The following is a 24849-nucleotide window of genomic DNA, read 5'->3' as shown; positions in this document are numbered from 1 at the left end:
CGCTCACTCAATTCATGTCAAAATGAAAAAAGCCGTCATCAGAAATCGTTAATTCCGACTTCTGATGACAGCTTTATATTTTGTTAACTTATTTTACTTGTGCGCCGTTCTCTAATGAAGGATCGACTGTTGCAAGTTTTAACACGCCGTCTTTTTCGCCCGCCAAGATCATACCTTGTGATAATTCTCCACGCAGTTTAACCGGCTTCAAATTCGCAACAACTATTACTTTCATGCCTACTACGTCTTCAGTGCTGTAATGTTGCGCAATACCAGACACGACTTGACGTTGCTCGTAACCCAAGTCCACTTGCAACTTCAACAACTTGTCAGCTTTCGGCATTTTTTCGCATGCTGTGACAGTTGCTACACGCATATCTACATTCATGAATGCATCAAACGTAATTTCATTTGTTTCTTCTTTCACTTCTTCTACCTTCTCTTCTACTTCAGCAGGTGCCGTAATCGCCATTTGCTGACGAATATACTCAACTTCTACTTCTGTTTCAAGACGCGGGAAGATGGGAACACCTTTTTTGATAACTTTTGTACCTGCAGGAATAGCATAGCCTTCATCTAATGAAGCCCAGTTCAATGAATCTTCAGTAAGACCCAGTTGTTCTATCATTTGTTTAGGTGCGTTTGTCATGAATGGCTGCAAGAGTATTGCTGTATGATGAAGAGATAACGCTAAATGATACATAACGGACGCTAGTTTCATGCGATCTTCTTCTGATTTTGCCAATACCCATGGAGATGTCTCATCAATATACTTATTTGTGCGGGAAATCAATGCCCACACGTCAGAAAGTACGACACTAAACTGCATTTTTTCCATAGAAGTCTCATATTTCTTCACCGTATGCTGAATCATGTCACGTAACGGCGCATCAAACTCCGTCGGCACAAGATCCTTTGTTAAAATTTCTCCATCGAAGTATTTATTGATCATGGAGATCGTTCGGTTTAATAAGTTTCCTAAATCATTCGCTAAGTCATAGTTAATACGCTCGACAAATGCCTCCGGTGAGAATACACCATCTTGTCCGAACGGTAATTCACGAAGCAAGAAATAACGTGTAGCATCGAGGCCATAGCGTTCAACAAGCATTTCTGGATACACTACATTACCTTTGGATTTAGACATTTTGCCGTCTTTCATCATGATGAATCCATGTGCAAATACCTTTTTTGGCAAAGGAAGATCAAGTGCCATCAAGAATATCGGCCAATAGATTGTATGGAAACGAACAATATCTTTCCCTACTACATGAACATCCGCTGGCCAGTATTTATTGAATAACGATTCGTCATCGGACATATAACCAAGAGCAGTAATATAATTCGTCAATGCATCGACCCATACGTAAATAACGTGCTTTGGATCTCCAGGCACTTTAATTCCCCAGTCAAATGACATACGAGAAACGGATAAATCCTCAAGTCCAGGTTTAATGAAGTTATTGATCATTTCATTTTTGCGTGATTCTGGTTCAATAAATGTAGGATTCTCTTCATAATACGCAAGTAAGCGGTCTGCGTATTTCTTCATGTTGAAGAAGTACGACTCTTCTTCTACGCGGTGAACGGGGCGGCCGCAGTCCGGACAATTCCCGTCAACAAGTTGCGACTCGGTAAAGTATGATTCACATGGCACGCATTTCCATCCTTCATACTTTCCTTTATAAATGTCTCCATTATCAAGGAATTTCTTGAATATCTTTTCAACGACTGTCTTGTGACGATCTTCTGTTGTACGGATTAAGTCATCGTATGTGATATCCATCAGTTTCCATAGGTCCTTCGCAACGTCTGCAATACCGTCAACATATTTAATGGGCGATAGACCTTCTTCTTCTGCCTTTTCTTGGATCTTCTGTCCATGCTCGTCCATTCCAGTTAGGAATCTGACGTCATATCCGCGCAAACGCTTATAACGCGCCATAGCGTCAGAAGCGATTGTTGTATATGCCGTTCCTATATGAAATTTCCCACTTGGATAATAAATGGGTGTTGTAATATAAAATGTTTTAGATTGATTCTCCACGTGTAATTCCTCCAAATATTTGATGTGTACTTTCATTTTATCGGATATTGCACAAAAGTGCCATGTTATCATCCGAACCCTATACTTCCTATAACTTCTTTCAGCTTGCTCACTGTCTGTAATCCTCATACATTCAACATCTCTCATTTTTTACCTGTCAAAAATTTAATAAAAAATAATAGTGTTTATTTAAGTTATGATGATTGACGGTTATTGGAAGAGTTGGTATGATGTTTAATAGACAAAAGAAATATGTCGAATTTTGACGAATGTTAAATCTATAGTGTAGGAGGAATTCTTCTCATGAAGTCTACTGGAATTGTAAGGAAAGTTGACGAGCTAGGCCGCGTTGTAATCCCGATTGAACTGCGTCGCACGCTTGGTATTGAGCAAAAAGACGCGTTAGAAATATACGTGGACGATGACAAAATTATCTTGAAAAAGTACTTGCCTAATATGACATGTTCTATTACTGGAGAAGTATCAGACGATAATCTTCGTTTGATCGACGGTAAGCTAATTTTGAGTCCTGAAGGCGCAAAACAATTGATGGATGAAATTCAAAACAAAATCAATTAATTTGCAAAAATCCTGAACGGTTATCCGCTCAGGATTTTTTTGTCTTATTCTACGTGATATGCTTGATAGACATCCCGTTTACTTACTTCACGTGCTTCCGCTACTTCCTTGATAGCATCCTTCGAACGAATCGCTTTTTCTTCTATTATATGTTCTACGTGCTCCTTCATAGACAAGTCTGTCCACCAGGCAGTTGCAACAGTATGTTGTACATGTTGATTTCCTTCCACAACTAAGCAGAACTCACCTCTGACTTCATTCGTCTCAGCCCATTCTACTGCTTCTGCAAGCGTCCCTCTCAACAACTCTTCAAATCGTTTCGTCAATTCACGTGCCATAACAATCTTTCGCTCATTACCAAATTGTTCCGCTAAACCACGTAATGTTTGTTTTAGACGATGTGGAGCTTCGTAAAACAACAATGTCTCCTCATAGCCTTGCAATTTCTCAAGCTGTGTCTTCAATTCCTTCTTTTGCCGTGATAAAAACCCATAGAATAGAAATGGTTGCGGTGTAATGCCTGAGGCTACCAATGCTGTAACCGCTGCGTTCGGTCCTGGAACAGGAACAACAGCAACTCCGTGTTCAATCGCCAGTTCCACAAGATCTGCGCCTGGATCTGAAATACATGGCATTCCGGCATCACTGACAATAGCAATATCCTTCCCATCTTGAAGTAGTTCTATAATCTTATCCCCAGCCACCCGCGTATTATGTTCGTGATAGCTGATCATTTGTGTTTGAATCTCAAAATGATTACATAATTTGATTGTATTACGTGTATCTTCTGCCGCGATATAATCTACTTCTTGTAAGATCCGGACGGCACGGAATGTCATGTCTTCCAGATTGCCGATTGGTGTGCCTACAATGAACAGCTTCCCTAGATCTGTAGTTTCGGCACTTTTTTGAGATGTAATCATGTGGATCGCTCCTTTTTTAGAAAGTGCTCTTTTTGTTTTCGAGTTAATTGCTTAAATTGATATTCCGCTTGCATTGCTTGTCGCTGTGTTTCAAACGATTCTTTATAAATATATTGTACCGGTAAGCGACCTCTTGTATACTTTGCACCTTTTCCTTCATTATGTACACGCAAGCGACGTTCTAAATCATTCGTGTACCCCGCATAATACGATCCATCATTACAGGTTAGTACATAGAAAAAGTGTTCATTCTTCTCCATACAATAACTGCCTCACTTCTTCTGTATACTCTCCATTTTCGCGGTAGACGTATAAAGGTGGAAGGATTTTCAGATCAGGTTTCCCATCCTTAATGGCTTCGATTAAAAGTGTATTCGCTTCTTTTCCTTCTTTCGGGTAAACAAAACGAATGCGCTTTGGTTCTAAACGGTACTGTCTCATTGATGTAACGATATCGAGAAGCCTACCAGGACGATGAACAAATGCAGCTTTCCCGCCTTGCTTCAACAATTCACTTGCAGACTTGACGGCTTGATCGAGCGTTAGCTCCACTTCATGTCTAGCAATTGTATAATAATCACTTTTATTTCTAGCACTTGCTTCATTGGCCGGGAAATAAGGTGGATTGCATGTAACTGTATCGTACAACTCGTAACCTATGTCTTTTGCAATACCGATGACATTTCCATTTTTAATCGTGATTTGTTCTTCTAAATGGTTAAGCACTACACTTCTTTGCGCCATATCTGCTAGACGCTCTTGCAATTCAATACCGATAATCTTGCCTTTCGTTCGGACGCTCATGAATAGTGGGATTACACCATTACCCGTACACAAATCCACAATCTTTCCTCCACGAATCGGCATGTAGGCAAAACGCGCCAATAGCACCGCGTCTAAGGAAAAGGAAAAAACAGAAGGACTCTGAATGATACGCAAGTCCTCTGCCAATAAATAATCTAGTCGTTCATCGCCTTGTAGGTTCACAATCTACACTCCTTCAATCAAAAGAAAAAGCCAATACCTAAAAATAGGAATTGACCTTTCAACCGTTCTGTTTATTTAAAAATGATAGGCAGAATAGACAATCTTCGCCTTTACGACTGCTGCCGTAATGTACATTGCACACATGAAAACCTTCATTGTACAAGCGTGCCAGATTGTCTACGCCTTCGCCCACATCTAGCTTCTTTGGACGTTCATCACGCGCGGCCTCTTCTATTTCTTGTGTAATCTTATCGATTTCATCGAGTCGCGTTCGCAGATGATGGTTTTCCAGACGAAGCGAGTGGTTTTCTTCAGTCATCTCTGCTACAAAACCAATGAGTTCTCTGAATTGTTTTTGCATAGAATCCAACTGTTGTTCAAAATCCATTACTCTGTCAAGAAAGTTCACTTCTTTCAACTGTTCCACCTCATCATTATTTCGTCAATTGAGCTATTTCCTTCTGTAAATCCTCAATCTCACTCCACGCATATTCCACTACTCGTTCAAATACTGGCATATTCACTTGAAGCACACGCTCCAATAGGTTTAGCCCAACCACTTTCCCTACTCCATCTGGCGTAACGACTTGTTTACCTAGATCTGGCATGAGTGCTTTCGCTTCTTCGTACGCATCATTTTCATACTTCAGACAGCACATTAAGCGACCGCAAAGACCTGAAATCTTCGATGGGTTCAATGAAAGGTTTTGATCTTTTGCCATCTTGATGGATACTGGCTCGAAATCACCTAAAAACGTTGAACAACAAAGCATTCTACCGCATGGACCAATACCACCAAGCATTTTTGCTTCATCCCGCACACCAATCTGGCGCAATTCAATTCTCGTACGGAATATCGCAGCTAGATCTTTCACAAGATTACGGAAATCGACACGTCCTTCGGCAGTAAAGTAAAAGACGATTTTATTTCGATCAAATGTATATTCTACATCTACTAAACGCATATCCAATTGGTGTTCTGTAATCTTTCCAACACAGACATCAAATGCTTGTTTTGCTTCTTGCTCATTCTCTTTGACACGTTCACGATCACCCTCATCTGCAAGGCGAATGATCTTCTTCAGTGGCAAGACAACATCTTCATCATCTATTTCATTACTTCGACTGGCTACTTTACCGTACTCTACGCCCCTCGCAGTTTCTACAATGACATAGTCGCCAATTTCAATTGGCATATCCAATGGGTCGAAGTAATATAACTTACCCGCTTTTTTAAAGCGGACGCCTACGACTTTAAACAAACAATAACCCCTCCTGCATAGTAAGCACCAATTGTTCTAGTAAAAGCGTACGATTCATATTTTGATGCAATCGTTTTTTCGCCTGCAAGATGGCATCTATTTTAACAGTTAAACTGCTATAAGTATTTTTGACAGAATGTCCTGTGAAGAGTTCCAATTGATCGGGATAGGCTATAGTGGACTCCAATCCTGCTTTTACCGCCACAATATCACGGTATGCAAAGAGAAGCAAATCCAGCCCTTGTTCACAATCACTTTTTTCCTTCATGAAAGGCATCCAATCTGTCTGAATGAACAGTAACGACTCAACTTGAGATCGCTGTTCGATTACCTCTACTAATTTTAACACTAATTTCCGTCTCTGTACAAAGGAATCTTCTTGAGCCATTTCATAAGCTACTTCGACATTGGCTGTCATCATCGTTACTGTCGCTGCCATCGAGGCAGTAACTCCTTTTTCAACAAGACTTTCTATGCTATCTTGACGATTCATTGGTTGTAGCGAAATACGTTGGCAACGTGATTGAATGGTTGGCAAAATGGCCGAATAGGAATCAGTTAATAAAATGGCCGTAACGCTACCTTCTGGTTCTTCGAGGAATTTCAGTAATGTATTAGCCGCCGAGGTATTCATTCGTTCTGCATTCGCAATCACATATACTTTTCGTCCTTCTTCATATCCTTTTTTCGTCATCTTCATAATTAATTCGGACATTTGATCCTTTTTAATGTCCTGTCCGTCCGGTCTAATCATTACTACGTTCGGATGATTACCCGACTCTATACGTTTACACGAATGACATGTTTCACATGGAACATTTTCTATCGGCTCCATGCATAACAGTAGTTTCGTAAAATATTGCGCAATCGCTTCCTTGCCAGCACCGTTCGAACCGTCAAATATATAAGCATGTCCGATACGCTGTCTTTCGTGAATCCTCGTTAACTTATCAACGACTTGTTTCTGAGACTGCAATGCATGGTCGTGCGACTTCTCTGACATGCAAGCTCCTCCTTAGTTAGTAAACATGTTGCAAAAAACCCCGTGCTACATGTGAGTGCAGCACGGGATCACGTATATAAATTGATTAGAAGACCTTTGATTTCCCCTATTTTGGCGAGTAAATCAATGGATGATTCTTCTTCATCCAAAAGTGCCTCCGTCAACGCGATTAGTTTTTCATCTATTGTTTGAACAAGTTTCAATCGGCGACCTTCACCGAATTGGTTCCATGTATGGGATTGTGTTAACTCGATACCCGAATCTACCGCTTCTTTCAAAAAGCGTTTGATGAGCATCTTGTATTTTGCCATATCACGTAAGTTTCGCGACCTAGCGAGTCGATCTCCAGCATTTGAGATATCCCCAAACAACCTTGTGATCTGTTCTCCTTGCAGACGCGCCCCTTGTTTTTCTACCATTTGTCCAAATTTGTTATTACCTTGTGCATGCCGAAGAGGATCTGGCGGTAATTTATCCATACCTGTACGGAATTCACCATTGACTTTCATCAGCATTCACCTCTATATCAAAAATGGTGGAACTGTTCAATTGGCAAGACAAATACAGTAGCTCCGCCCACTTCTACCTCAATGGGATACGGAATATATGAATCTGCATTACCACCCATCGGTGAAACGGGTGCCACCATCTGATCGCGAGAGCGACAATTATCGCGAATTAAATCCAATGCTTTAGAGACTAAATCATCTTCCACACCCATCAGGAACGTCGTATTCCCTGCGCGAAGAAATCCACCTGTACTGGCTAATTTTGTATTCCGAAAATCACTTTTAGTCAATGCAGAAGATAATCGGTTACTATCCTGGTCCTGTACCACTGCTACAATCAGTTTCAATGTACTCTCCCCTTTTCCGATTTCTTGTGAAAATTTGTTTCCTTTTTATTATATCATGAATCCTTGTGTATGTTGACTTCAGAACTTACAATTCGCCAAACATTTTCAACTACTTGTTCTGGTGTTTGTTGTGCATCCACCACCTGAATTCGTTCACTATCCAGTCGCATCACTTCTTGATAGCCTTTGTATACCTGCTTATGAAAATCCAGTTTTTCCAAATCTAGACGATTTCGTTCACGGTCTTTATCCTTCCATATTCGAGCTAGTCCTACTTCAGGTGGCACGTCGAAGAAGATTGTACAATCTGGCATATATTGTTCAATCGCAAATAAGTTAATCGCCAGTACATTTTCAATACCAAGTTCACGTGCGAAACCTTGATAAGCCAATGAACTGTCAATGAAACGATCGCAAAGAACAATTTTACCCTGCTCAAGTGCTGGTATGATTTTCTCCACCAAATGTTGTCTACGCGCGGCTGCGTACAACAAAGCTTCCGTTTTGCTGTCCATTGTATCGTGATTCGAATCTAGGATCACTTCACGGATCTTTTCTGCAATAGGAATTCCACCCGGTTCTCGAGTCATCACGACGTCTTGTCCTTGTTCTCTCAGACGGTCTGTAATCTCTTGTAACACAGTCGTCTTTCCAGCTCCTTCTGGTCCTTCAAAACTAATGAATAATCCCGCCATCTTTTTATCCCCCATCTATTCGATTACTACTATTATTTGTTTCCTCTCAATATTGAATGCTCCCTGAAATCTACAGCCAGCCGTCAAGAGTTTATGCATTTGTTCAGCGTGCTCGCGACTAATGCGCTCCCCTGCACATACTAGAGGAATGCCTGGTGGATAGGGAATAACGGCATCTGCCGCCACTTTTCCTGTTGCCTTCTCAATATCTACCCACTCTGTATCCATCGTATGAATTTGGTTTGCCGTATAGACTACCGATGTCGGAGTACTAATTGGCAAGAAGTTATGGATTTCTACTGACGTATCTTCTCGATCTGTTACACTATCCACTGCTCGCCTAAATTTGTCGATTATACGAGCACATGATTCTACATGTTTCGCTTTTACTAAAGGCAGTATTAGTAGCACTTGATATAAGTCCGCCAACTCCGTATACACACCCTGTTGTTCCAATGCTTCCTGCAAGATAAACCCGGTATGACCTATTACACGTATAAGCAACTTTAGTTCATCGTCAGTCTCCACTACTTCGACGTGATTTATAGTAGATAAACCTCGAATTAAACTACTTCTGTATAGTTGAAAACTTTCAAAGTCATCCTCATCATACATCTCTGCATAATATCTTGCATCATCCAAAGATGCCATTAATAAATAGGACGGGCTACTCGACTGCAACATTTGTAGGTAATGAGCCACTCGTTCCGACTCTACAAATTGCGAACGAACATGTAAAAAAGATGCCATCGTCATAGCAGGTAGTGTTTTATGAGCAGACTGAACGACAACATCCGCTCCGAGTTCTAGTGCGCTCTTTGGAAATTCTTTACTCGCTATAAAATGCGCACCGTGCGCTTCATCCACTAAAACCGGTATGTTATGGCTGTGACAAATTTCTATAATCGCTTTCAGATCTTTATTTACCATTCCGTAATACGTAGGCGTAGTTAAAATAGCTGCTTTACTATTCGGATACTGCGCGAGTGCCTCTTTTATACTTCTCAACGATACCGTTCCAGCCGTTTGTGTTTGCTCATGCCAATCTGGTGAAAGAAATACCGCATTGGCACCTGTTAGTTCCAGTGCATTAAATATCGATTTATGTGCATTGCGTTGCACAATAACTGAGTCACCCCGTTGAACCGTCGCATACAGCATAGCCAGATTCCCTACTGTCGAACCGTTCACCAAAAAGAAACTACGGTCACTTCCATAAAGATTGGACAGCTTATCTTCAGCTTGTTTAATCGCTTCTGTCGGCTCATGCAAATCATCGAGTCCTGTCAGCTCTGTTACGTCATATGCAAGTGCTTGACGCAGAGCCTCAGGCAAATCTGATAACATCCCATTTTTATGGCCAGGTACATGGAGTGAAATGGTTTTTTTGTCGTTAAAATCCTGCAACGCCTGTACAAGTGGGCGATCTCGATACTTCATGTGTTTTTACACTCCTTTACTTTCATTCAGTATAGCAAAAAGCGACACTTCTGATGTAAGAAGTATCGCCACTTGTATCGTCCTATATTATTTATACGCCTTTAACATGGCTTGCTTCCTAGAATTGACACATAGCTTTTCATATATAGAAGTTAAATAGATCCGCACGCTCCCTTCCGTCAAAGCTAGGTTTTTTGCTATTTTATAATTGGTTTCACCTAGCACAAGAAGTGAGAACACTTCCTGTTCACGTGGTGTTAGCAACTCTAGGACAGGGTTCCTTTCTTTTGTGGCCTGTATCAAGCGTTCTACGTAGAAGTGTGGAACCTGTGTCCATTCCCTATCAATTTGTTGCTTACGTAATTTTACATATTCTTTTAGCATATCCTCCATATTGTCTTCTTCCACGAATAACTGCGTATAGCCATATTCTTTACTATAAGCCATTGCATCTTGTAAGGACTGAGCCATTTCGGGCCAGTATGCCATACGCGCGTAACAAGAACTTTCTAAGATCGTAGCCTCAATATATGTTACTATTTGCCTTTCTTCTAAAGCTTCGAACTTCACACACAATGTTTTCTCCAATGCTTCTTCCCATTGCCCTTTTCTCAAAAGCAGTCTTGCTTCTACAAGCGCAACAAAAGGATGTTGCTGTATACCTTCTGCATAGTCACGTTGTATCATCGAGAGCGCCATTTCTGCATCTTCTAGATGGTCTTGTTTCAAGTGCAGGAACGCTTCGAATGCGTATAAAAACCCTTTCCAATAGCCGTCTTCGGTATATAGTAAAGCGCTTCGGATCGTCTCATGTGCTTTTTCCATCTCACCATTTGCTATATGCAATTTACAACTCAATACATACATAGGTATCAACAGACCTGGATCTTGGAAATGATGTGCTAGAAGTAGCGCTTCTACTTGTTGCTGTCTAGCTTCTTTTATTGAGCCTGTCACGTACAATGTTTCAGCTTGAATCCCATGATAATAACCTATTATGGACAGTTTATTTGTCTGGCAAGATTGTATCTCTAGTAGAGTTTGCTGTATGCCTAATTTTTTGGTCGAACCTAGTGGTGTTCGTAATAATACAGGCTCTACTTTATTAAATTGAAGTGGTAGCACGTATAGTTTGGAGCTTTTTTCTACATGTAAATCAAAGCCCTTTTGCAGCCACTGTCCTACTTCTGTCACGCCACCCATTCGAATGATTGTGATATAGGATTTGATTAAGAAATAGTCGTATGCAGCAGATCGACTTCTTTCGGTAAAAGCATTCCATTCTTTCCGATTCCCTTGCGCCGTCATTTGGTTCATGACGTGATCTGCTTCATCCACTTGATGCTCAGCTAGAAGGGCAAAAGCAAAGAGCAGTTGAAGATCAAAAGCCAATGGAATATGAACTTTTTCAAATTCTTTACACCAGGAGATAAAAGATGCAGTTTTTTTATTTTTTATAAGATCCTCACCGTAATGCATCATCCAAGTGCTTGCAAGTGGGTACGCTTGCCCCTTTAAGGCATGGGTGATGGCTTCCACAACATTACCTTGCCGAAAGTATATCCCTGCAGCTTTCCTATGCAAGGCAGATACAAATTCCTTGGAATGGTTTTTCTGCAAGTTTTGCCGTAGCGCTACAGCAAAAAGTGGATGATAGCGATATTGTGTATCTATTTCTGAATCACTTTCTATGAAAAACCCTTTTTCCTCCAGATTTTTTAAATGAATAAGACTCTCTTTACTTTCGAGTAAGGCATCACATATCTGTTGATTCATTGTGTCCAAGATGGATGTCACTAAGAGGAAATGCTGTGCGGAGCCTGAAAAATTGCTCCATAAATCATTTGTTAGGACATTCATTGTGAATTGTCGATGCCTGTCAGACCTCAATTGATGAGATATTCCTTGTGACTGTAAAACCTCTTGAAGTCCCGCAGGCCACCCTTCCGTTTGAATAAACTCTTGCCATACTGATCCTTGCTGTTGAGGGTGTTGTTTCAAGTAGCTTTTCATATCATCATCCGTAATGCGCAATTGCTGCATTCTAACTTCAGTGACAGTTAATAAGGATTGCCATAGTGCGAGTGTAAAGGGGGGAAGATGGCGACTGGCGAAGCAAATTTTTAATGATTCCGGTAAATTTACTACAAAGTATTGAATCATTTCCAATAGTTCTGGATCATTAATATGATGAAAGTCATCGATGATCAATCGTACCGGCTTTTCTTTACCTCTGTCTAGTTCTTTATAGTAGCTCCACATAGCATCCAGTTCATTCCGGTCTGCTTTGGCTAACTTCTTTTGTAATTTCTTTTTGGGTAGCAAATTACACGCTGAATAAACGGTATAGATAATATATCCAAAGAAATGAAGTGCTTGATTGTCGCTTTCATCGACTGATAGCCATGCAATATGTTCATCAAGTTCTTCTGACCAACGAGTTAAAAACGTCGTCTTACCATAACCCGTTGGAGCGCTGATAAATAGTACGTTTGACTGTACCGCCTCATGTCGGACGGTGAACATACTCTCCCTGCTAATCCACTTTTCAAAATGAACAGGCTTTTGTATTTTCGATTCTACTAATACAACCATTATAGCCATCCCCTTTGTCGATAGTAGTTCTACTGCCAATCCTTCACTTGCAATATAGCTTGAGTTCGCGAGCTGACATTGAGCTTTTTATACACCTTCGATAAATACACTCTAACGGTTCCCTCTGAAAGGAATAGTTGTTCAGCTATTTCCTTATTTGTTGAACCTGTCGCAAGTGCTTTGATCAGCTCTTCCTCTCGCGGAGTTAGCTTCGGTTTACTATGATTGGTGGTTGTGGGACGAGTGATATGGTCTGTGCGTAACGACTGTGCAAAAACAAGCGGGACCGTCTCCCATTCTGCCTGTTCAAAATTCATTCGACTTTTGATATAACTGATCAGCACTGAATTTAATGCTTTTTCATCCATGAATAGTCTTTTATAACCTGACTTCACTGCCAATTCGAGTGCTTCATGAAGTGTCTCCACCGCCAGTTTTCTCTTATTGGTTTGCCACATGCAGATTGATCGCAATACCTTTGCTTCTATTAAAGTTGTCAATTGAAAATTTTCTTTAGCTTCTTGCGCCACTTGATCAATATAATAAAGAGCTCTTCGGATATTGCCTTTTTCCATATGCCATCTTGCTCGTACGAGAATCCAGAATTCCAAGCGTGGCTCTGCCTGCTTGTAGGTTAGACTTGATGATCTGTTCAATTCAAATTCCGCCCGATCTAAAGACCCTTCCCGAATATAACCAAGTGCTTTCATTGTAATTAAAATACATTGCCAGTTGGGATTAACCGCTGACTCTATCGCGTGGTTGAGTATGGCTTGTGCTTTAATAAACTGTTTGCCGTCTAGATAAATTTTCGCTTGTAAAATGTACATGGGGACAGACAAGCCTGCGTCGGCATGACGGTAAGTATATTCCATTGCCTTTTCTATATATTGCTCTGATTCGGGCAGTAGATTCATTTCATAGAGAACTTCGGCTTGCAGACCATAACTATACCCGGCTAAATTGTGGGCGAGGAATTTATCACTTCGCAACGTGTCATTATATATAGATAATTGTTTGATGGAGCACAGTTTACCTCTGTTGCCTAAACTAGTGCGTAACAACTGTGGTTCAAAGTGGTTATAAATGATGGACACATGTTTCCATCGAGAATCTGTTGAAAATGGGTGATTGTGAATCTTTTGCTGTAAATACAGGACTCTCTTATCTGTCGGTCCACACTGCGTACACAACATAAAGACTTTTACGACCTCTAAAATTAGTGATGCATCATCCAATGCGGTCTCATTTTTCCAACCATCTTTTTCATGTCTACGATCAAGCTCTCTAACAATCGATCCTGCCTTTTCCATCTCAAACTGCATGGCTAGATTGAATGCGTATATGGCAAGCGTTTCGACATGAATTTCAAAGGAGTTTTTACGAAGCGTCTTAACCCACCACATAAACATTTCTATTTGTTTAGATAAAACGATGTTTACTAGATTCTCTTCGATCCAATGATCCGCTACGGTGAAGAGTTTTCCTTTTATCGCTAGCTCTATTGCTAGAGCATAATTACCTAGTTCATATTCGACGTACGCTGCTTTGGTATAAATTTCAGTGATAGAGTCTTTGGAAAAACGCTGATGCATCTCGTTCTGTAAAGCAGTTGAAAATAGACTATGATATCTGTATGTCAAATGACTGTTATCTAACCGATGAATAAACAGCCCTCTTTTTTCTATACCTTTCAATATATCTTCACTATCACTACGACCCAATACCTGATTACATTTTTCAGGTGTTAATTCATTCAACACGGATGTACGTATTAGAAAGTCTTGCATCGAAGGCTTGAGGCTCGATAAAACTTCATAGAGTAAGTGATTTGCTACCACGGGTGATAATATGGAAGAGTCCTTTGACTCCCATTGACGATCATCCTCTATTCCCGCCAAGTGGATTAATTGGATCCCTAAAGCCCAACCTTCTGTAATACGTAATACTTGCTGATAAAAAAATATAGAATGACTCATTTCAGGTGAATGCTTGCTATATAGCTCTCGAATTTCATGCAGTTGAAATTGTAGTTGTTGAATACCAATTTCATATACCCAACCTTTTGTCCGCCACTTTGAAACAGTTAGTGGTACTTCATTTTGACTCGCTATGAACAGCTTTACGTGATGTGGTAAGTAATCGATGAATCTGTTCATCATTTTATGGATGACTGGATTCGTGATCATATGATAATCATCTAGAATAAGTGCGGTTTTACCATGCATGTTAGTTAGTTCATTCAACAACATGTCGACGATCATGAAATGAGGTGGGCTAGTTTTAACGAATGACAATAGTTTTTCTGTATCGAACGCTTTCCCAATTCCACCTAGTGCGGTAATCACGTACGTCCAAAACCGAACCGGATCATTATCCATTCCATCCAATGTGAGCCAAGCCGTTGAGTCTTTTGTCTCGAAGAGGGATTTACTTAGCAACATCGTCTTTCCGTATCCCTTTGGTGCACGAATAATAGTAAGTCGCACTACCCTCATATGAATAGGAACCTCTATGTCTTTTCTGAAGATTATTTCTTCGTTTGCTAGTGGCATTTTAATTTTTTCATCTGCTCCATGTACTTTCATGAATCTTCTCTCCCCTCGGTCGCTTTACGACTCACACTAGGATATGGACGGTACATACTGTTCACTTGTCATGAAGATATATCTGTATTAAAAAATATTTCCCCAATTGGCTTATTAAGTACATCCGAAATCTTTTTCATTGTTTTGGCACTTGGATAGTACGCACCGTTCTCTATTTTGGATAAGGCTGTACGTCCGATCCCCACTCGCTCGGCCAACTCTGCCTGCGTCAGATTCATTTGTTTCCTGAGTTCTTTTATATGATTGGCAAACATCTCGTTTTCTCCTCTCGCCTTCGCTTTATAATTGACGGCTTTATTCAGGAATTCCAATGTGGATGTTTCCATTCCCCCCATTCGCCATAAAGAAACTCTCGTCTGTCCCTCTTCAGCTGAAATCTTCATCCATTGATACAAGGTTTGCTGATCTCCATACCAAACAGTAAACGTATCACCATGTGCATCTTGGTAATCAAAGTACATGCTGCCACTCGATGGATCTCGCATAGGTACAACATCCGCTGTTTCAGCAAGATCCTCTGCATCCATCTCTGTAAGAGTTTTCGTTTCCCCATTTCCGTGCTGCCAACTAAAACCGCCAGCTGATAAGGCGATAACCGGTTGCCCAGGAAGAGTATTCATTTTATTCACTACTTTACGGATGAACTCGTCATCCGCTTTTGGGCCCGGCTCGGAATGCCCCCCATGTAAGTTATAAGCCATCATGACGTAAACCGGTCCTGTTGGAAAGTTGTATTGTTCCACGTGTAAGTTAGGCTCCAATATAATACGCAATGGTTTTCCTTGTGCTTCAAGAACGACATGCAGTTCTTGATAAAACTGGATCAAATTCGGCAAGTCCTCTTCGTTTATATTTTCGTAGTCTATTTCAAGACCTTCAAATTGATAGGTATCGATGTACTCCAAAATATTATCAATATGTTGTTTACGACTTTCAGGCGTTTCTATCAATCGTCCAATTAACTCTGAATCTTTGTGGACAACTGTTCCATCGGGTAGAAACAGATCATTCACAATCGTTAAATCCAGCGGGATATTACGTTCTTTTGATAGCTTCTTCATACCAGCAATGGCATCGTCCATTTTATCGCGGAAGTAAATGTGATCTTCCCCATCGAAATAAGCTGCAAAAACCTGCGCTCTATCAAGACCTTCAACTTGTCGTAGATCCTCCACTCCGCTTTGCCATTGCCATTCTGTAACCCAAGCTGAAAACTTCAATTCATCTAGAACTGATAAATCCATAGTTTGCTGTTTCTTTTCCTGACATCCACTGAAAAAGAGGCAGGAAATCACAATGAATATGATGTTTTTAGTAGTTAGCATTGAAATCTCCGCCTTTTCAGCTCATGCCAGTCATTAGAAATTATCAACTACCCAGTTCATTGCAGACTTGATAGAACCGACAAACGTATACATGACTTGCTGTGGTTTTTGTATTTCATTTGTGAATAATGTAGTTTGCGCAACGTCTTTATTTGCTAATGAAGTGATTGTGACATCACTGAAGTGTGCATCATGGATTGGATCATTAAAGTCACCTGTTATCCATGTAGAACCAAGTGCTAGTTTGCCAGCTTGAATATCTGGATTGATAGCTAGCTTATTGATAACTTTTTTGTCATTTATCCAAATGGATAACTTATTATCTTGAAGCTTCATTTCTATATACTTTTCGTTGGGTAGTTTTTCTTGTTGCACTTCATTTTCATTTCTTGAAGTGGACTCATCACTATCAGTCGCTTGAGCGTGATTGATTGTCTCTATTGACTGGGTATCAAGCAATTCCTTCAAATGACCTTCTACTTTTTCTTCAATAATCATTTGATCATTTTCAAATGCTATTTTTACATATCCATCACCATTATCACTACGCCGTAAGAAAATGGATTGTTGACCTTCAACATCCCCGCCCACTTTGCCAGTAAATTGAATGTCTTTGTCATTACTCTCTGTCAATACCAATTTCCCTTGCTTTCTTGCTTTTGATGTAAGTGTAATGGTGTTCTCGTTGAACTCAGCCGCGCCTTCTATTTCCTTCCATTGCTTCGCTTGTTTTTCATTCCCTTTTACAAATTCTACTTTTTGGTTGGTATCTTTTTGAATTTTCATTAGCAAATGATTGGTTGACCAGGAAGGCACGGGCTGGACACGTGTAAGATTATATAATTCATTATCCTTTGTGTTGTACGCGTCTCCTTCTTGATTGAAGTGCATATCGAAAGTCTTTCTAATTTCCTTGTCGTTTACTTCGGTAACCAAATTGTTTGCCGTATTGTAGAGCCCATTGGCGTGCATGATCATGTAGACACCCGGTGTCGAACCCAACTGTTTTTGATATGTTTGACGCATCTCTTCGTAATCCTTTGTAATTCGTCGCTCCATCTCTACACGATTTTCACTAGGGATCAAGTACTGATCGCGGATAAAGTCCATCGAAAAGTGATTGTACGAATCGATTTCATCCTTACTCAGTACTTCTTCATCATTGCGTATGTTCAGGAATGTGCCTGCTTTATTGAAGATATTGATATATGTTAAGCGGTTGCCATTACTGCCTAATTCCCAAAAACCGCTTTTTTGCATCTGCTTCAAATGCGAAGGCTGCAAAAACCGTTTATCCTTCTCATTCAATTTATTGGCAAAGGATAGTAATGTTGCTTTGTAGTTATATTTCTTCAACAATGGATTGACGAATACACTCGTATCCGTACGGCCATCTTCAAAAGCAAGAAACAATGCCTTTTCGGGTAATGGTTTCTTTTTCTTATAGAAGTCTAAGACATCTTGTTGAGAGATGGTCACGAATCCTTGGTCTGTTAACGCTTGCAGCTGCTGTTGCAATTGCTTCTTAGCAAACAGTGAATCTGAACCATCCCTCGATACACCAGGATAGGATAGTGCAATAAAGCCTTTCTTGTTTTTCCATTCCTTACTATCTGTTGCATCATAACGATTCATTTCGACAAACGTTTGGAATACAAGGAAGACTACGATCAGTAAGATAGCTAATTGAAAAATCGAACGTCTTACTTTCCTACGATTCTTCATTTCATAATCTAATACTTCATTATTTTTTTGTTTCATACGCCATTCTCCTTGTCTACAAATTCATATAGTTATGATTTGATAGTTAGAGGATCTTTTTTCAACTTCTTCCCCAATTTCTTCTCTCGTGCTTCGATGTCTTGTGGTGTATCACGTGTTCCCCAAGTAGATTTCCAGAAGGTTACCCAGGCAACCGGCATCTGCCACAAAAGAACTGCTTCATACATCAACACGAAGACAAATCCGAAGATCCACAAGCTGCTTCTTTTAAAGAACAAGTAAGCCGCGCTCATCATGAAGGCCATTAGGAATAGTCCCATTAAAAATGTCGCTGGGAATATACCGTGATACAGCGGTACATATACTAAGTTGTACAGTACAACTACTGGCGCGGCTATCGGTACAATCAGTCCTACATAAAAGAACAAAGCCATGAATACTTCCTTTTTCCAAATAAAAGTTCCTGCACGTAGTGATTCACGTAACCACGAACGTTTCCAACGCATTTGTTGTTTTAAAAACACACCAAATTTATCAGGTACAACTGTCGAACAAATTGCTTTATCTTGATATGCTGTGCGATGTGTTTGTAAAATAAAGTTGGTCATACTGCGATCATCACCAAATGTTGCTGGCTGGCCTAAGAAGGTTTGATTGAGCCAATCTTCCTGGTGTTCGAGAATCAAGGATTTTCTGTAACAAGAAAGCGGACCGGATAAACAAGTAACGCAATCAAAGTATGATTCAGCTGCCTTCATGACGCGGAAGGCAATGTAATAACGTACAACTTGTAATTTAGTAATACTGTTTGCATATTTATTTTCAACATCCGTTCGACCAGCAACGCCACCCATTTTAGGATCTTGAAACGGCTGGACTAAATTCAAAATGGCGTTTGGTTCTAGAAAACTATCAGAATCAACGAATACTACGAGGTCGTGCTTAGCCATTGCTACACCATCAACCAAAGCTTCGCGTTTCCCACCGTTTTTCGGCATAACGTATACTTGTAATCGCTCTTTTATTTTGTAAACTTCATCTTCTTGCTCCAACTTTTCTACCGCTTTCCAAACATTTTCTACCGTGAGATCTGTAGACTGATCATCTACAACGATTACTTCCAGCTTGTCGATAGGATAGTTTTGATTTAGACAGCTGTAAATCGTTTTATGAATCCATTCCTCTTCATTGAAGACAGGAATGATAATGGAAACACCCGGACGATAATTTGGGTTAATTGGGACATTTTTATATAAGGCTCCAAATATATAACGGGTCAGCAAGAAGGTAGCTGCAATGAGACTATAGAAGTAAATGAATTTATTGAATTTAAAGTAGACTAAACTTTCAACACGCATTAATACAATGAAGAATGATACGAGCAGTAGACTGGCAAGAGTGATAGTCGTAATAAATCTCCATTTCGTTCTTTGGAAGTACGTATCCAAAGATTCAACAAATCTGAATACCATTTTCCAGCTTACTTCACCATTTGGCATCTTCACTTCTTGCCAGCTAACTGTTCCTTGGATTCTCACTGTCGACTCGTACCCTTCGCCCAATGTTCCTTCGGGAATTTTAAAGCGTAAGTTTACAACATCACCGGCTTTCAGTGCATTCATAGATGAATCGAAGTCCACAATCAGCTCAGTTTTAGATATTTCGATAGCTTTTGTTTTCATTTTAGTGCCGAACATTTTTTCTTTCATTATGACGTTGAAGTCGCATGAGCAGGAATCTTTCAACAGGCGATTTGTTTCGACCATGTTGCCTTCTTCATCTCTTCGGACTATTGGAACGTTCGGAAGAAGTGTCGATTCACTAGTGTGTCTGACTACTGTTTTGATCGTTAGTTTTTCTTTCAGCATAATTCCACTCCTTTCTTATAGACTCCAATATCGAATATTTTGCTCTTCAAACTCCTTTTTATTGTAGATACCTTTTATATCTACTAATAGCTGCGTAGTCTCTGACTTGAACATTTGCTGGAAATCTTCCAGCCTAAGTCCCCTGTATGTTTCATGAGGTACTGCCACAATCACCGCATGCAAGTCTTTGAATTCATCAATTGACGTTAGTGTAATACCACATTCTTCTTTCACTGCTTGGGGATCAGCTAATGGGTCTGCTACAATAGGTTCGATTCCATACTCTTTTAATTCATTGATAATATCGAGTACTTTCGTGTTACGGAAGTCGGGACAATCTTCTTTAAAGGTTAGGCCCAGTACGCCTACTTTAATATCGTTCATATTCACTTTCTGCTGCGCCAGATTTTTAAGGATTTGCTGGGAAATGTATATTGCCATAGAATCATTGATATGACGCCCCGCAAGTAATATCCTAGATCGGTAACCGCAATCTTCTGCTTTATATGTTAAATAGTAGGGGTCAATTCCGATACAATGTCCTCCTACTAAGCCCGGTGAGAACGGTAAGAAGTTCCACTTGGTTTTCGCCGCCCGTAAGACTGCCTGTGTGTCGATCTTCATTTGATTGAACAGCATGGAAAGTTCATTCATGAACGCAATGTTGATATCCCGTTGTGCATTTTCAATAACTTTTGCCGCTTCTGCTACTTTGATACATTCCGCACGGTATACTCCGACATCAATAATCATTTCATAGACGCTTGCCACAGTATCCAGTGTTTTTTTATCACTACCCGAGACGATTTTCACAATATTTTCAAGACGATGTACTTGATCACCCGGATTAATTCGCTCTGGCGAGTAGCCAACCGTAAAATCTGTTCCAAACTTCAGGTTCGATGCTGCTTCAAGTTCGAGTATGCATACTTCCTCTGTAACCCCTGGATAAACTGTTGATTCATAGACTACGATCGATCCTTTCTTCATATTTCGGCCTACAGCTTGGCTGGCCAATTGAAGAAATTTTAAATCTGGGAGATTTCCTGACTGAATAGGAGTGGGAACGGCGACAACGAAAAACTTTGCATCTTGTAAGTCTTTTTCATCTGAAGTGAATAGCATACTTGTATCGCGTACTCGTTCGTCTCCTACATCGCCCGTCACGTCAATTCCAGCGAATAATTGATCGATCTTTTTTTCACTAACATCGAAACCTATGACGTCAGCCACTTCCGAAAATGCGATAGCCACCGGTAGTCCTACGTAACCCAAACCAACTACCGCAATCTTTTCCTGTTTATCTGCGATTCGCTCGTATAATGTATTCGCCATTGATACCATCTCCATCTATTAGTTATTCTTCATTCGCATTAACTCGGACATATGTTTAAATGTGTAGCCTTCCTCGCGTAATGTATGAATCACCTTAGGTAGGGCTTCGATCGTATGTGTGCCATCTAAGATGTGAAGTACGATGACGCTTCCATCTCCGCGTTTATTGATGACGCGTTTTACAATTTCATCTGCATCATTTTCCAGGTCCCAGTCAAACGGTGTGACATCATATAATGCAATACTTTTATAACCTGTAGCCATAGCAATCTTTGCAGTTTCTTCATCTATTTCTCCTGTAGCAGGACGAAATAACATTGTTGGCCTTGCTTGAATAGCTTCGGTAATCGCTCTATGGGCTTTCACCAAATCCTCTTGTAACCTTTCAGGGGTCATCTCTGTTACAACTTCATGACCGTATGAGTGACTTGCTACTTCATGCCCCTGTTCATAAATTGCTCGTGCTAGGTTTGGATTCTTCTCTACACCTTTACCAATTAGGAAGAACGTGGACGGAACCTTCTCCTCTTTTAAAATGTCTAGAATCTTGGACACTGTATAGTCGCTTGCCCAGTCATCGAATGTCAGTGCAATAACTTTTTCTTCCGTTTGAGCGTCGTAGAAGATGTTGGGTTTGATGTCTTTATAGTTTGGATTGATTTTGATTCGATCATAGCCTGTAATTTGCTCCAGTGATTTGCGCTCAGTTCCCCTATCGACCAGTTCTTTTAGCGGGACCAATTTATAGCCTGTTTTTTCTACAGCTTTTGCGATATATGGAATGGATCCTACTACCTCGGGATTGATGTCCGTATGCATAGAAATGATGGACCCGCGTGTTATATATCTTTCAATATAGTCTCCAATTGATTTAGCCCCTTGCATATCCCCTTCACGTGGATTGATTGTGTAATTAATGACTGCATCCATTCCCAGTTGTGCAGTGACTGCTTGTAGTTCTTCATTGTAATCACCAGATCTAGTCCTTACATAACGAGGTGTAACACCGGTTTCATTTCGAATTACTTCATTACTCAGTTTCACTTCTTTATATAGCTGTTCATAACTCATATTCCGAATTTCCATTTGATTCAATGTGTTGTTTTCTATTTCATGACCACGTTCCAAAATCAACTTAGCAATTTCAGGCTCTTCTGCTACCCGAATACCAGGTAAAAAGAATGTAGCAGGAATATTGTTTTCCTCTAATGCATCCAAAAGTTCCAACATCGTCTTTTTATCAGCCATTCCGTTAAATGTTAGGGATAACTCCTTTCTAGTAGTCCATACAAAAGAAAGAGCCTTACTTTTCTCACCGACATAGTGGTCTACCTTTTCACTGGCTAATGCGACTGCATTAGAGTCATTATTTGCTCTATTTCCAAATAGAGGTGAACACCCTCCTACTACCAATATAGAACTTAGAAATAAAAGAAGAGTGGTAGACTTCATTTTGCTCTTGTTGCGAGATTCCTTAGATTCATAACGCATTCTCAACACCTGCACTTTCTGTGTCACCACATTTTTAGTCAAATTTGTTAGTATAAAGTACAAAGATTACACTAAGTATTCCGAACGACCCGTGTTAATAAGAAGTTCAGACCTATTCGCTGACTACATAAAAGTTCTACTGCTTTTCGTTACGTATGTTTTTACTATCGCCTATCACTACAATCATCCTTATAATTACTGTCCAGCAAACTAATACAAAAGCTAAAATGCTACACAAGATAAACGTAAGCAGATGCAAAGGTAAACTGTGGAATATATAATGTGGGTAGCCGTATACATCGGAACCCCTTCTACTCCCCTTTCTATATCAAGAATTATTTTGTGTTGTTTTTCTAAACAAAGAGAGCAAAAAACGTTTTGTTTAGCCTTACAACACATATTATGCCCATTTGTTCTTTTTGTCAACACATTTGTCAGATAATTCTATCGCGTAATAAAATGAATTTTTAATACATGAGTTTCTTTGTAGGCTCGTTAAAAATACATATAGAAAGTAAACTATTTAAAAACTAAGGGATATGGAGTATAGAAGTTCACCACTCAATAAAGTAAAATAACTATATAGGCAAAAATTCAAATACAGTGCTGTATCCGCTTTAACTATATTTATCTAAGCTATCATCAGACGAGATCTATCGAAGGTTTATTTGAATAGTGTAATTTTTTTAATAAAATAGTCTTTTTACCTATTAGACTTTTGACTTTGTTCTGTTTATCTTTATATAAATAGGCTATAATAGTAATGCATACTTTTTACTAAAAACTGTAGATAGATAAGGTGGGGATATTATTGAACGAGTTTGGAAATCGTCTACGGAAATTACGTGAACAACGTGAAATGACTTTACGTTATTTGGCAGATCGCGCTGACTTGAGCTACTCTTTCATTGCTTCACTGGAGAAAGGTAGATACAATCCTTCTCGTGAAACGATTTGTGCATTGGCAGCTGCGTTAGAGACGGATAAAAACGAGTTACTAATATTGGCAGGTTACTTACCTAACGAAACAGTAGATCAAGCCATCGCTTCTTCAAAAAACAAGAGACAACCTAAAGATCTTGCTCTTGAGAATATTTTACGCGGACAAGTATCTTTTAACGGAATAGACTTATCTGACGCAGATAAAAATGCACTGTTGGCCTTCATGCAAACTATGTTTAGTTTGAGAAAATAATCTAATTACCCTTTTTCAATAAATCGACAATACTCAATAGTAATTTCTATCATTCTACTTTATAATAACGGTAGAATGATTTTTATATTCACAAATATTCTAATTGAAGCAAATAATATAATTCAGGCTCATTTTGAAGCCAGCTGCAAAGTACCTGCTAGCCTGAAAGTTATTCGCTTTGGCCCCTCCGTCGATCCGTTCTTTAGCTAATTACAAGGAGATGAGCAATATGCCGGCTTATATGGTTAATGAGTATTATATTTTTACTTCATTTGAAGATATGTCTTCTCTTATTCATGATATTATCCACTATTCTCTTCTACCTACACAGCATGATCATCATTCATTTTCTATTCTTACTGGCCAACTAGACATCGCTGCCTTGCAGTTCCAATCAGATAATGGACAGTCCATTGCTGTGCGCTACGAGAGTGAAGATGATATTTACTACTCTGTGTGAGTAGTAAAACCAAAGCAAACAAAAATTAATAGGTATTCATTATTTAATCCATGGGCTTTTCTAACATGGGTTTTTTTATTCTACTTTTTAAAAGGGTTTTGCGATGGGGGGCTAATGAGCAGTTGTGGAGGGCTATAGAGCGGTGAGCGTGGTTGATAGAGCGGTCGCAGCGTGTGATAGAGCACTTAGCGACGGCAATAGAGCGGTTAACACAGCGGATAGAGCGCTTGTGGTGAAAGATTGATCGACACATAATTATTGGTGGAAATTAGCTACATATTGAAGGCTATGAGCGGTTGTGGGGGATGATAGAGCGGTGAGCACGGTGGATAGAGCGGTCACGGCGAGGAATAGAGCACTCAGCGATGCCAATAGAGCGGTCAACGCAGTAGATAGAGCGCTTACGGGGGACGATTGATCATAATTAAATAGAATGGTACACAAGAAATAAAGGAAT

General features: G+C 39.9%; 21 protein-coding genes. 3 read left to right on the top strand and 18 right to left on the bottom strand.

Annotated features, from left to right (window positions below; genetic code table 11):
• Positions 1-88: 88 nt before the first annotated feature.
• Positions 89-2083 carry a methionine--tRNA ligase gene (gene metG / locus CSV69_RS11185; RefSeq protein WP_099693459.1) on the bottom strand — a complete coding sequence of 665 codons (1995 nt, stop codon included), beginning with the start codon at positions 2081-2083 and terminating at the stop codon, positions 89-91.
• A 267-nt stretch (positions 2084-2350) separates the two neighbouring features.
• Between metG and CSV69_RS11180 the strand changes: the two genes are divergently transcribed.
• Positions 2351-2626: a transition state genes transcriptional regulator AbrB gene (locus tag CSV69_RS11180; RefSeq protein WP_099625959.1), complete on the top strand. Its 276-nt coding sequence runs from the start codon at positions 2351-2353 to the stop codon at positions 2624-2626.
• 44 nt (positions 2627-2670) lie between these two features.
• Here the strand turns inward: CSV69_RS11180 and rsmI are convergent, their stop codons facing one another.
• The 17 genes from rsmI to CSV69_RS11095 all read right to left on the bottom strand — a co-directional run bounded on the left by rsmI (position 2671) and on the right by CSV69_RS11095 (position 22698).
• On the bottom strand, positions 2671-3546 hold the full coding sequence (gene rsmI, locus CSV69_RS11175; protein WP_369823956.1) for a 16S rRNA (cytidine(1402)-2'-O)-methyltransferase: 876 nt from the start codon (positions 3544-3546) through the stop codon (positions 2671-2673).
• A complete protein-coding gene (locus CSV69_RS11170) occupies positions 3546-3809 on the bottom strand; it encodes a GIY-YIG nuclease family protein (protein ID WP_085427740.1) in 264 nt (87 codons plus the stop codon). The genes rsmI and CSV69_RS11170 overlap by 1 nt, the downstream gene beginning before the upstream one ends.
• Positions 3796-4539, bottom strand: coding sequence for a tRNA1(Val) (adenine(37)-N6)-methyltransferase (locus CSV69_RS11165; protein WP_099693443.1), 744 nt, complete (start codon positions 4537-4539; stop codon positions 3796-3798). Before CSV69_RS11165 ends, CSV69_RS11170 begins: the two co-directional genes overlap by 14 nt.
• Positions 4540-4594: 55 nt before the next feature.
• Positions 4595-4954, bottom strand: coding sequence for a DNA replication initiation control protein YabA (yabA, locus tag CSV69_RS11160; protein WP_085132300.1), 360 nt, complete (start codon positions 4952-4954; stop codon positions 4595-4597).
• A 16-nt stretch (positions 4955-4970) separates the two neighbouring features.
• Positions 4971-5798 carry a PSP1 domain-containing protein gene (locus tag CSV69_RS11155; protein ID WP_085427738.1) on the bottom strand — a complete coding sequence of 276 codons (828 nt, stop codon included), beginning with the start codon at positions 5796-5798 and terminating at the stop codon, positions 4971-4973.
• A complete protein-coding gene (gene holB, locus CSV69_RS11150; RefSeq protein WP_099693442.1) occupies positions 5791-6801 on the bottom strand; it encodes a DNA polymerase III subunit delta' in 1011 nt (336 codons plus the stop codon). Before holB ends, CSV69_RS11155 begins: the two co-directional genes overlap by 8 nt.
• A gap of 68 nt (positions 6802-6869) precedes the next feature.
• A complete protein-coding gene (locus tag CSV69_RS11145; protein ID WP_085427736.1) occupies positions 6870-7310 on the bottom strand; it encodes a YaaR family protein in 441 nt (146 codons plus the stop codon).
• A 17-nt stretch (positions 7311-7327) separates the two neighbouring features.
• Positions 7328-7657, bottom strand: a complete 330-nt coding sequence (locus CSV69_RS11140; RefSeq protein ID WP_029054849.1) for a cyclic-di-AMP receptor — start codon at positions 7655-7657, stop codon at positions 7328-7330.
• Between the two features lie 53 nt (positions 7658-7710).
• Entirely contained in the window at positions 7711-8352 is a 642-nt protein-coding gene (gene tmk, locus CSV69_RS11135) for a dTMP kinase (RefSeq protein WP_099693441.1), read from the bottom strand.
• Between the two features lie 15 nt (positions 8353-8367).
• Positions 8368-9792 (bottom strand): aminotransferase class I/II-fold pyridoxal phosphate-dependent enzyme, encoded by a 1425-nt coding sequence (locus CSV69_RS11130; RefSeq protein ID WP_099693440.1) that lies wholly within the window; start codon positions 9790-9792, stop codon positions 8368-8370.
• 87 nt (positions 9793-9879) lie between these two features.
• Positions 9880-12387: a winged helix-turn-helix domain-containing protein gene (locus CSV69_RS11125; protein WP_158232657.1), complete on the bottom strand. Its 2508-nt coding sequence runs from the start codon at positions 12385-12387 to the stop codon at positions 9880-9882.
• A 29-nt stretch (positions 12388-12416) separates the two neighbouring features.
• Positions 12417-14975 carry a winged helix-turn-helix domain-containing protein gene (locus CSV69_RS11120; RefSeq protein WP_099693438.1) on the bottom strand — a complete coding sequence of 853 codons (2559 nt, stop codon included), beginning with the start codon at positions 14973-14975 and terminating at the stop codon, positions 12417-12419.
• A gap of 68 nt (positions 14976-15043) precedes the next feature.
• The gene (locus CSV69_RS11115; protein WP_099693437.1) at positions 15044-16321 is read right to left on the bottom strand and encodes a helix-turn-helix domain-containing protein; all 1278 of its coding nucleotides are present in this window, start codon (positions 16319-16321) and stop codon (positions 15044-15046) included.
• A gap of 33 nt (positions 16322-16354) precedes the next feature.
• The gene (locus tag CSV69_RS11110; protein WP_099693436.1) at positions 16355-18082 is read right to left on the bottom strand and encodes a polysaccharide deacetylase family protein; all 1728 of its coding nucleotides are present in this window, start codon (positions 18080-18082) and stop codon (positions 16355-16357) included.
• Positions 18083-18114: 32 nt separating this feature from the next.
• On the bottom strand, positions 18115-19911 hold the full coding sequence (locus tag CSV69_RS11105; protein WP_099693435.1) for a glycosyltransferase family 2 protein: 1797 nt from the start codon (positions 19909-19911) through the stop codon (positions 18115-18117).
• 15 nt (positions 19912-19926) lie between these two features.
• On the bottom strand, positions 19927-21246 hold the full coding sequence (locus tag CSV69_RS11100; protein WP_099693434.1) for a nucleotide sugar dehydrogenase: 1320 nt from the start codon (positions 21244-21246) through the stop codon (positions 19927-19929).
• An 18-nt stretch (positions 21247-21264) separates the two neighbouring features.
• Positions 21265-22698, bottom strand: a complete 1434-nt coding sequence (locus CSV69_RS11095; RefSeq protein WP_099693458.1) for a polysaccharide deacetylase family protein — start codon at positions 22696-22698, stop codon at positions 21265-21267.
• An 850-nt stretch (positions 22699-23548) separates the two neighbouring features.
• Here CSV69_RS11095 and CSV69_RS11090 point away from each other — a divergent pair.
• Together CSV69_RS11090 and CSV69_RS11085 are read left to right on the top strand one after the other, a co-directional pair.
• Entirely contained in the window at positions 23549-23932 is a 384-nt protein-coding gene (locus CSV69_RS11090; protein WP_099693433.1) for a helix-turn-helix domain-containing protein, read from the top strand.
• A gap of 229 nt (positions 23933-24161) precedes the next feature.
• On the top strand, positions 24162-24392 hold the full coding sequence (locus CSV69_RS11085) for a hypothetical protein (protein ID WP_085427725.1): 231 nt from the start codon (positions 24162-24164) through the stop codon (positions 24390-24392).
• Positions 24393-24849 lie beyond the last annotated feature (457 nt).

The organism is Sporosarcina sp. P26b, from assembly GCF_002743245.1.
In the GTDB taxonomy this organism is placed as follows: domain Bacteria; phylum Bacillota; class Bacilli; order Bacillales_A; family Planococcaceae; genus Sporosarcina; species Sporosarcina ureae_C.
The sequence above is the reverse complement of the archived record's forward strand: the minus strand, read 5'-3'. Positions and strand labels throughout refer to the sequence as shown.

Coding starts and splice junctions, on each gene's coding strand:
- metG (WP_099693459.1), bottom strand. CDS start 2,083: ATGAAAGTACACATCAAATATTTGGAGGAATTACACGTGGAGAATCAA.
- CSV69_RS11180 (WP_099625959.1), top strand. CDS start 2,351: ATGAAGTCTACTGGAATTGTAAGGAAAGTTGACGAGCTAGGCCGCGTT.
- CSV69_RS11170 (WP_085427740.1), bottom strand. CDS start 3,809: ATGGAGAAGAATGAACACTTTTTCTATGTACTAACCTGTAATGATGGA.
- holB (WP_099693442.1), bottom strand. CDS start 6,801: ATGTCAGAGAAGTCGCACGACCATGCATTGCAGTCTCAGAAACAAGTC.
- CSV69_RS11145 (WP_085427736.1), bottom strand. CDS start 7,310: ATGAAAGTCAATGGTGAATTCCGTACAGGTATGGATAAATTACCGCCA.
- tmk (WP_099693441.1), bottom strand. CDS start 8,352: ATGGCGGGATTATTCATTAGTTTTGAAGGACCAGAAGGAGCTGGAAAG.
- CSV69_RS11130 (WP_099693440.1), bottom strand. CDS start 9,792: ATGAAGTATCGAGATCGCCCACTTGTACAGGCGTTGCAGGATTTTAAC.
- CSV69_RS11125 (WP_158232657.1), bottom strand. CDS start 12,387: ATGGTTGTATTAGTAGAATCGAAAATACAAAAGCCTGTTCATTTTGAA.
- CSV69_RS11120 (WP_099693438.1), bottom strand. CDS start 14,975: ATGAAAGTACATGGAGCAGATGAAAAAATTAAAATGCCACTAGCAAAC.
- CSV69_RS11115 (WP_099693437.1), bottom strand. CDS start 16,321: ATGCTAACTACTAAAAACATCATATTCATTGTGATTTCCTGCCTCTTT.
- CSV69_RS11110 (WP_099693436.1), bottom strand. CDS start 18,082: ATGAAACAAAAAAATAATGAAGTATTAGATTATGAAATGAAGAATCGT.
- CSV69_RS11105 (WP_099693435.1), bottom strand. CDS start 19,911: ATGCTGAAAGAAAAACTAACGATCAAAACAGTAGTCAGACACACTAGT.
- CSV69_RS11100 (WP_099693434.1), bottom strand. CDS start 21,246: ATGGCGAATACATTATACGAGCGAATCGCAGATAAACAGGAAAAGATT.
- CSV69_RS11095 (WP_099693458.1), bottom strand. CDS start 22,698: ATGAAGTCTACCACTCTTCTTTTATTTCTAAGTTCTATATTGGTAGTA.
- CSV69_RS11085 (WP_085427725.1), top strand. CDS start 24,162: ATGCCGGCTTATATGGTTAATGAGTATTATATTTTTACTTCATTTGAA.